The 9,172-nt window shown below is 40.7% G+C and carries 9 protein-coding genes; all 9 read right to left on the bottom strand.

What is annotated here, in order from left to right:
• Positions 1 to 321: 321 nt before the first annotated feature.
• Positions 322 to 2,235 carry a molecular chaperone HtpG gene (gene htpG, locus CWB77_RS17595; protein ID WP_138623835.1) on the bottom strand — a complete coding sequence of 638 codons (1,914 nt, stop codon included), beginning with the start codon at positions 2,233 to 2,235 and terminating at the stop codon, positions 322 to 324.
• 120 nt (positions 2,236 to 2,355) lie between these two features.
• On the bottom strand, positions 2,356 to 3,069 hold the full coding sequence (locus CWB77_RS17590; protein WP_138623833.1) for an RluA family pseudouridine synthase: 714 nt from the start codon (positions 3,067 to 3,069) through the stop codon (positions 2,356 to 2,358).
• Positions 3,070 to 3,174: 105 nt separating this feature from the next.
• Positions 3,175 to 3,783 (bottom strand): recombination mediator RecR, encoded by a 609-nt coding sequence (gene recR, locus CWB77_RS17585; protein WP_010388591.1) that lies wholly within the window; start codon positions 3,781 to 3,783, stop codon positions 3,175 to 3,177.
• Between the two features lie 6 nt (positions 3,784 to 3,789).
• Positions 3,790 to 4,116, bottom strand: coding sequence for a YbaB/EbfC family nucleoid-associated protein (locus CWB77_RS17580; protein ID WP_010388590.1), 327 nt, complete (start codon positions 4,114 to 4,116; stop codon positions 3,790 to 3,792).
• A gap of 60 nt (positions 4,117 to 4,176) precedes the next feature.
• Complete coding sequence (gene dnaX, locus CWB77_RS17575) at positions 4,177 to 6,513, bottom strand: DNA polymerase III subunit gamma/tau (RefSeq protein ID WP_138623831.1); 2,337 nt, start codon at positions 6,511 to 6,513, stop codon at positions 4,177 to 4,179.
• Between the two features lie 3 nt (positions 6,514 to 6,516).
• Positions 6,517 to 7,062: an adenine phosphoribosyltransferase gene (gene apt / locus CWB77_RS17570; protein ID WP_008109316.1), complete on the bottom strand. Its 546-nt coding sequence runs from the start codon at positions 7,060 to 7,062 to the stop codon at positions 6,517 to 6,519.
• A gap of 155 nt (positions 7,063 to 7,217) precedes the next feature.
• Positions 7,218 to 7,340: a hypothetical protein gene (locus CWB77_RS18760; RefSeq protein ID WP_008109320.1), complete on the bottom strand. Its 123-nt coding sequence runs from the start codon at positions 7,338 to 7,340 to the stop codon at positions 7,218 to 7,220.
• A 72-nt stretch (positions 7,341 to 7,412) separates the two neighbouring features.
• The gene (locus CWB77_RS17565) at positions 7,413 to 8,165 is read right to left on the bottom strand and encodes an HvfC family RiPP maturation protein (protein WP_138623829.1); all 753 of its coding nucleotides are present in this window, start codon (positions 8,163 to 8,165) and stop codon (positions 7,413 to 7,415) included.
• Positions 8,166 to 8,219: 54 nt separating this feature from the next.
• A complete protein-coding gene (locus tag CWB77_RS17560) occupies positions 8,220 to 9,077 on the bottom strand; it encodes an HvfB family MNIO-type RiPP peptide maturase (RefSeq protein WP_138623827.1) in 858 nt (285 codons plus the stop codon).
• Positions 9,078 to 9,172 lie beyond the last annotated feature (95 nt).

The raw sequence follows: 9,172 nt of genomic DNA, 5'->3' as shown, positions 1-9,172 counted from the left end.
GTGAAAAAGCATCGGGTTATTTATTATATAAATACCCGTTATGCTATTAGCGAAATGAAATACAGTGCAATTTAACATAATTAGGGTCTGTTGACCTTTGCGGATTGATATTTGTTCAAACTAGGGGCAATTTAATCGCGGCGCGAGGTTTGTAACCTAGTGGGCTAAGTAAAAACCGAGTAAAGCTTCCGCGTCCTGCTCACCCCCTGCCTATATCCATGTAAGCAACAAAGAGTAAATCGCCCTTAGGCAGAACCCTTCGAGCAGGGCATAAAAAAGGGAACAGACGTTCCCTTTTTACTCAATCATTGATTTTTATACTTATTTGCTTAAATCAAGCATAAGTTTATTTAAGCGAGTTACAAATCCAGTTGGATCTTTAAGCGTACCGCGCTCTGCAAGCAAGGCTTGGTCTAGTAGTACATGTGACCACTGTGCAAACTTATCTTCGTCTTGTTCATCATTTAAATGCTTAACCAGTTGGTGCTCTGGGTTTAATTCAAACACAGGCTTAGCCTCTGGAACAGCTTGACCTACTGACTCCATTAGCTTTTGCATTTGCGAGCTCATGTCATTGTCATCACTCACTACACACGCTGGAGAGTCGGTTAAGCGGTGAGTAAAGCGTACATCTTTAACATCATCTCCTAATGCAGTTTTGATACGCTCAACCAAGCCTGCAACTTCTTTTTCAGACTCTTCTTGTGCTTTTTTAGTTTCTTCGTCATCTAGCTTACCTAAATCTAGATCACCGCGGGTAATTGACTGAAATTGCTTTTCGCCAAATTCCGTTAAATGGCTCATCATCCACTCATCTACACGGTCGCTAAGTAATAGTACTTCAATACCTTTTTTGCGGAAGATTTCTAAGTGCGGTGAATTTTTAGCAGCAATAAATGAGTCAGCAACCACATAGTAAATTTTATCTTGGCTGTCCTTCATGCGCTCAATGTATTGCTCAAGTGAAACATCTTGAGTTTCTGAGTCGGTGTGCGTTGATGAAAAGCGCAGTAATTTAGCAATGCTTTCTTTGTTGGTCGCATCTTCTGCAGGCCCTTCTTTCATTACCTGACCAAATTCATTCCAAAATGTTTGGTAATCATCGGCTTTGTTTTTAGCCATACGCTCAAGCATTTTAATAATACGCGACGTACACCCCTTACGAATAGCTTGGGTAACTTTGTTGTCTTGTAAAATTTCACGCGATACGTTTAGTGGTAAATCGTTTGAGTCTAATAAGCCTTTAACAAAACGTAAGTAGCTTGGCATAAACTGTTCAGCGTCATCCATAATAAACACGCGTTGAACATAAAGTTTTAAACCACTTTGGCGCTCACGATTCCATAAATCAAAAGGTGCTTTTTTTGGAATGTATAACAAACTGGTGTATTCAGTTTTACCTTCAACTTTATTATGTCCCCAGCTAAGCGGATCTTCCCAGTCGTGGCTTACATGCTTATAAAACTCTTTGTATTCGTCCTCAGAGATTTCTGATTTGTCACGTGTCCATAATGCAGTTGCACGGTTAATGCTTTCCCACTCACCTGGAACAGCCGGAATTTTTTCACCATCTTCACCTTCAGACTCAGGTACTTCTGCCTTGTACATTTGTACTGGTGTAGAAATATGATCAGAGTATTTAGTTACGATACTGCGAAGACGCCATTCATCTGCATATTCATTTTCTTCTTCACGAAGATGTAAAATAATATCTGTACCACGGCCTTCTTTTTCGATTTCTTGTAGCGTGTACTCGCCTTCACCTTTTGACTGCCATTCAACCGCTGTTGTCTCTCCTGCTTTACGAGTACGAACAGTCACTTCATCAGCAACAATAAATGCTGAGTAAAAACCAACACCAAATTGACCAATAAGCTGTGAATCTTTACTTTGATCGCCCGTTAAGTTTTTGAAAAATTCAGCCGTACCCGACTTAGCAATGGTGCCTAATGAGCTGATCACTTCATCACGCGTCATACCAATACCATTATCAGAAATGGTCACTGTGTTAGCGTCTTTATCTGCGCTTATACGTACGCGTAAATCTGCATCACCTTGATAAAGGTCACCGTTTGAAAGGGCTAAAAAGCGTAGTTTATCGGCTGCGTCAGATGCATTTGATACAAGCTCGCGTAAAAAGATTTCTTTATTTGAATAAAGCGAGTGAATCATTAAGTTTAATAGTTGTTTTACTTCTGTTTGAAAGCCTAATGTTTCTTTTTGTGCTGCAGTCATTTATGTATCTCCAATTTGCAAAGTGTCTGCGTTATGCACTTAATATGGGGTGAGCCGTGAGAAGTTCAAGTAAAAAAAATAAAAAACCCCATTCAAAGACACTTTAAAGGGCTTAATCAACTAAAAAGGCGTTGTGGCATGCCCGTGCATTGGCTTATCAGTGCATGGATGCACAAAAAATAAATCGCTGGCATGCAATAATAATCGTTGAGCACCCAGATCACTGCAATCATTTTTATATAAATCACATCCTAGTATAGGGTGGCCAAAAATTAAACTGTGAATTCTAAGTTGATGAGTGCGTCCAGTTATAGGAGTAAAATCGACCAAAGTTTTTTGCTCTTTGTTAAAGCGTTTAACCACTTTAAATTGAGTGCGCGAGGGTTTGCCGCTCTGGTGACAAATTTTCACTTTCGGAAATAACATTTTATCTTTTGCTATAGGTGCAGTAATTTCTCCCTGAGGCTCAGCAACCAATCCAAAGAGCATTGCGCGATATTGCTTTTTAACACTTCGGGATTGGAATTGCTGATTCAGTGCTTTAGCTGCTTGCTCATTAAGTGCTACCACCATCACTCCGGAGGTACCTAAATCTAAACGGTGGGGTAATATCGCAGTAGGAAACGCTGCTGTAACGCCTTGTTGGCCATTAACAAGCCTATAGTGAACCGAATCCCAGTTAAGAGGGTTTTTACCCGACAAGCTCAACAAGCCGCTAGGTTTATTGATCAATAAAATATCATCATCTTGATAAATAATTTTTATGTGTTCATGGCAAACAGGTGCGATAAAGTCATCAACAATCACATTAGCACTTTGAGTTATTGCAGCCATACCATCCTTAAACTTTTGTTTATATTGCAATTAAAGCCAACAAAAAAGCCTACAGTATGTATGTAGGCTTTTAAAGTAAGTTCAAATAGTTAAGCTTAAAATAAACTATTCATGGCTGACTAAGCGCCTGCCACTAAATGCATGCATTAAGGTTGTGCCATCGACTAAATCAAGCTCGCCACCCACAGGAATACCATGAGCTATTCGCGATGCACCCACTTTGTATTTATGACAAAGCTGGGCAATATAATGAGCCGTTGTTTCACCTTCAACCGTAGGGTTAGTGGCTAATATAACTTCATTAATACCGCCATGCGCAAGCTTTTGCTCAAGCACGTCTAGACCAATTTCTTTAGGCCCTATGCCATCAATCGGTGACAAATGTCCCATTAATACAAAATAGAGTCCTTTGTATTGGCCTGTTTGCTCAATCGCTAACACATCTGTAGGCGACTCAACCACACATAAAATGCCGCTATCTTGGCGTTTAGTACTTAAGCAAATATCACATTGTGCTTGCTCGGTAAACGTGCGGCACGACTGACAATGCCCTACAGCCGTCATCGCTTTTGTTAGCGCATTCCCAAGCTGAGTGCCACCTTTGCGGTCGCGCTCTAATAAATGAAATGCAATACGCTGAGCAGATTTCGGGCCAATACCTGGCTGACAACGAAGTGCTTCTATTAGCGATGTTAAACTATCTGAAAGTTGCATAGTTGCTTAGAACGGCATTTTCATACCAGGTGGTAATTGCATACCGCCTGTTACTTTGCCCATGCGCTCTTGAGTTTCTTCAGCAACACGGCGAACAGCATCATTACACGCTGCTGCAAGTAAATCTTCAATCATGTCTTTGTCGTCTTCCATTAAGCTTTCATCAAGCTCAACACGACGAACATTGTGGTTGCCAAGCATGGTTACTTTTACTAAACCAGCACCGGCTTCACCAACCACTTCCATCGTTGCGATTTCTTCTTGGGCTTTTTGCATGCGCTCTTGCATTTGCTGCGCTTGCTTCATCATGTTACCCATTCCACCTTTAAACATAATCGTCTCTCTTTCTTTTAATACATTAACTGGAGTATAAATAAGGGCACTGGTCGTTAATTACAATGCCTGAATACTGTTTTCGTCAATTTCAGCGCTAAATAGCTGTTGAAATTGTACTATATTTTCATCGCCGGTGATCACATCAATCGCTTGCTGGTGACGACCTGCATCAATTTTTTGTTGAATCAAATAAGGTGAGTCAATCACCCCGCTAGCAAAATCAATATTAAGCTCAACGTTGTGTCCATAAATACTTGATAACGCCACATTTAACTTTTGACGTAACATTGGCGTATCTAAGTGCTTTTGCGATTCATCCACTTCAATATGGAAATGATTGTCTTGTTTGGTAAAAATTGAATGCAATGCAAACTGGCGCATGCGTCCGCCAAGTCCCATACGCTTTATTAAATAGGCCCATTCGTCTTGTTGATGGGCAAATCTGATTTCACTAATTGGGCTTTGAAAATCATCAGGTATCGGAATGCTTGGCTCTTGTTCAACAACAGGTGCTGGTTTTTGCGGATTAATTTGCTCTAATAGCTCCGGTGCTAAATTTTCAGTAATCGTTTGATGCTTTGCTTTAAAGTCAACTTTACTCGCTGGCTTATTTGCTACCTGAGCTCGGCTCCCCTGTGCTGGGAGCTGAGGCTTTTTTTGCAGGTCATCGCTCACCTCATTATCCCATGGTGGTGGCTGCTGTGATACAGTTTGTGCTTCATTGCTCTGCGGGCGACTAAAATCGGATTTTGTCGGTGCTGGTTTTTCTTCAGTTGGCTTTTCAATTGCGGCACTTGAAAGCTTACCGGCACCCGAAATGTTTCTATCGCGTAAAATACGCGCTATTGCTGACTGTGCTCGCGCTTCTTGCTCACCCATTGATGACGCAGACTGATCTGCGTTACTTGTGGCATTTGCTAACTCAGGGTTAAACCCTTGATCAACAGCGCTACTCATTACATCATCGTATTGTGCGGCAATAGTTTGTTCTACATCACTGTGCTGCATGTAGGCATCATCTTCGCTTTGACGCTGCGCTTGTTCATCACTTATTACAGGGGTATCTACAATTTGAGGCTGACTTTGTATCGAACTTTGCTCATTCTGTGTTTGGCTATAATCAGGCTTTGAAACCTCAGGCTCATCGGCTTTTGTTGGCTGCGTATTAGTTGCTAATGGCTGAATTTGAGGAGCATTACTCTGCGCTGGTTTATTTTTATTTAAAATATCACGCAGTGCATTAGCACGCCCTGCACTATTTTGCTCTGGCGCAGCTTGTGAGCTAGGTTCAGGTTGATTGGTTTGCAACTGCGTAGGTTCAAATGCCAATAACCTGAGCATAATCATTTCAAACCCTAAACGAGGCTCAGGTGCCCATTGTAAATCTTTTTTGCCATTGAGTAATAACTGGTAATACACTTGAATTTGTTGGGCATGGGTATGCGCTGCAACATGCTCAATGTAATCGGCGTTATTGCTATCAAGCGCTGCTGCTTCAGGGACTAATTGACTCAATTGAATCACATGCGTTAGCGCAATTAAGTCATCAAGCAGCGCAATGTAATTTGGATTTCGGCTAGCGACTTGAGCAACTTCATTCATCAAGGCTGTGCCATCTTGCGCTAATAATGCCGCAAGTAAACTTTGACTGTAATGGGTGTCCATTAAACCAAGCATGTCTTGTACAGCTTGATTTTTAATATCACCATTTGTTTGAGCAATAGCCTGATCGGTCAGACTTAATGCATCTCGCATACTACCATCGGCCGCTTTGGCAATAATACTTAGCGCATCATTATCAAAATTAAGCTGCTCATGGGTAAGCACATACTCAAGCTGTTGCTTAATCTCAGCTTGCGACAATGCATTCAGATTAAACTGTAAACAGCGAGATAAAATAGTCACTGGTAATTTTTGAGGATCAGTGGTTGCGAGCAAAAATTTCACATGCTCAGGCGGCTCTTCAAGCGTTTTTAATAACGCATTAAAGCTGTGCTTTGACAACATGTGTACTTCATCGATTAGATATACTTTGTAACGTCCGCGCGTTGGCGCATATTGAACGTTATCAAGTATCTCACGCGTATCCTCAACCTTAGTGCGTGAAGCCGCATCTATTTCGAGTAAATCAATGTAGCGCCCTGCCTCTATATCAACACAGCTACTACATTGACCACATGGTGTGGCAGATATACCTTCATCACAATTTAAGCTTTTAGCAAAAATACGGGCAATGGTGGTTTTACCAACACCACGGGTTCCAGTGAATAAATAAGCGTGATGCAGTCTATTTTGAGTCAGCGCGTTTACCAGCGCCTGTTTTACATGAGACTGCCCAACCAATTCATGAAAGGTTTGAGGACGCCATTTTCTCGCTAGAACCTGATAACTCATCGATTATTCGCCTTCGAATTCAACCAATTTTAAAATATTGATGCCCATTTTTTCAATACGTTGCTCACCACCAAGCTCTGGAAGTGATACAACAAAGGCAGCATCTGTGGCGTTACCGCCTAATTTTGCAACCAACTTGGCTGTTGCTTCAATTGTACCACCGGTCGCCAACAAGTCGTCAACTAACAAGACTTTATCACCGGCTACAATCGCATCAGTATGAAGCTCTAGTGTATCTTCGCCATATTCGAGTTGGTAATCTTGGCGAATAACTTCGCGCGGTAATTTACCTGGTTTACGAACAGGGATAAAAGGAATTCCCAAAGCATAAGATAGCGGAGCACCAAAAATAAAGCCACGTGATTCAGTGCCGATAATTTTAGTAAAACCTTGGTCTTTATAAGCGTCAATAAATGCATCTATGGTTGCTTTAAACGCTTCAGGGTTTGCCATTAGGGTTGTTACATCGCGAAACATAATGCCCGCTTTAGGATAATCAGCAATTGTAGTAATGCTGTTTTTGATAATTGCTGGTGTTACTTGAGTCATAATTTTAACTGCTCAATGATTAATATTACAAAGCAGGTGATTATAACCTTAAGTGGTCGTAAATTGCGAGTTTGCGATAATTATAAAGTGTCGGGAGAGGGAAGTGATAAAAATGTAAGGCTGATGAAAAACAACAGCCTTAAAATAAAACCTGATTAAGTTAAGCTGGTGATCCAACCTAAAATGGCATTTAAACACCCTATTCCAGCAAATACGGCTAAGAATGCAAAAAAGTAAGCCGCATTGAACGGGTCTTTAAAGTCTTTATCATCTGACATGGGTACAACCTTTTATTAAGCACAACAAATAAAGGCGCTATAATAGACGATGTGAAATAATCAATAAAGAGCTTAGTATTGATTTTTTGTCACTATAATTTGCCGCTGTGCCATAGCTGTTAAGGTACTCAGTGCCCCTTGTGTTATTTGCTCAAGATTAAATTGTGGTGCATTTTCACTAACCTGTTGGCAAACCTGCTCAAACGTACTCCCCGCTTCATTTTCAATAATAGACAGTAGCATGGCGGTCATGGCATTGGTGGCCAAAAATTGCACCTCATCACTCTCATCGCGGTAAACAACAAAGAAATACGGCTGCTCTGAAGGCTGTTGAGGTTGAAACTCTTCACTTATATGTTGCACTGGATAGTCGTAGCTTAAGTTACGCGCTGTTTTAGATAAATACAAAGGAGAATGAGTAAGCTTATTAGTGCTTAGAGGGAGCTCACGGGGGTCAGCCTTCATTACAGACACGTCAAGCTCAATCCATTCATAATGGGCTAGCGCCAGCATAAACACCGGATCAGACTCTCTAGGTACATAGCTTGTCATTAAATAGGTAATAAATTCTTCTCCTATATCTAAAAAATAAGGAGATTGGCAATCATGTTCACTAAAAAATTGACGAACCAGTAATAGCCACTGTTGATCACTATAAAGTGTTTTTAAAACTGGAAATGCCGATGAAACAAAGCCATTAATATTATTAAAAAACAGATCTCGGTAAATAGCCATTCGTCTGTCTTCAACATCGGTTGGACACGGCTGCTTATTAGGCTCTCGAATATGGGCCATAAACTCATTTTGCACATCGATAAAACTCATAATAACGACTCTTATAAAACCCTAAAATAGCAAGTACTTATTAAATTCAAACAGCTAAGCACTTTGTGCTGTTGATAACAACTTAAGGTGCTTTGCCTGTAATTGATGGATTATATCCAGCTCTTTGGTTAACACGTTAATAGGCGGAATATTAAAATCTCGCTCTAGCAGTGTGGGAAAAACACCATGTGCCTGATATGCGCTATCGAGCAATTGCCAGACAGGGTCAATAACATCTGCGCCATGAGTATCTATAATAAGGTCATCAGCCTCATTGTAGTGGCCTGCAACATGACAATAGGCAATTTTATTAGTTGGTAGCCCACTTAAAAACGCTTGCGCATCATAACCATGATTAATCGAGTTCACATAAATATTATTAACGTCTAATAGCAACTGGCAGTCTGCGTCTTCTAAAATAGCATTGGTAAATTCAAGCTCTGATAGCTGCTGACCAGGGGCACCATAATAAGACACATTTTCCAGCACAAGTGGTCGCTCTAATATATCTTGAACCTGCTTAACCCGAGAAACGACATGTTTGATCGCTTCTTCAGTAAAAGGAATTGGCATTAAGTCATACATATGGCCTTTACCTGAGCAATAGCTTAGATGTTCGCTATAAGCTTTAATATCGTGGTTATCAAAGAAAGATTTTAACGACTTTATAAATTCAATATCGAGCGGTTCAGGTGAGCCAATAGAAAGAGATAAACCATGACAAACAAAGTGATTATTATTAGTTAACTGCTTAAATTGCTTTTCAAAGCGCCCACCTAGCTTTAACCAGTTCTCTGGGGCCACTTCCATAAACTCAATTTGTTTTGGTATGACATGCTCAAGCTCATCTAGCATTTCTCTTCGCAAGCCTAAACCGACCATGCCAAAGTTAGGCGTTTGATTTTGAGCCATAATAAAACCTCATATTAAATAAAAAGGGCCTAATGGCCCTCTCACTTATCGGAAAAAGAAAAGTTTAGTGGCTACCACCACATTTACCTTCGCCG

Source organism: Pseudoalteromonas sp. S1610 (assembly GCF_005887465.1).
Classification (GTDB): domain Bacteria; phylum Pseudomonadota; class Gammaproteobacteria; order Enterobacterales; family Alteromonadaceae; genus Pseudoalteromonas; species Pseudoalteromonas undina.
Note: the sequence above shows the minus strand (reverse complement) of the source record. Positions and strands in the feature narration are given on the sequence as shown.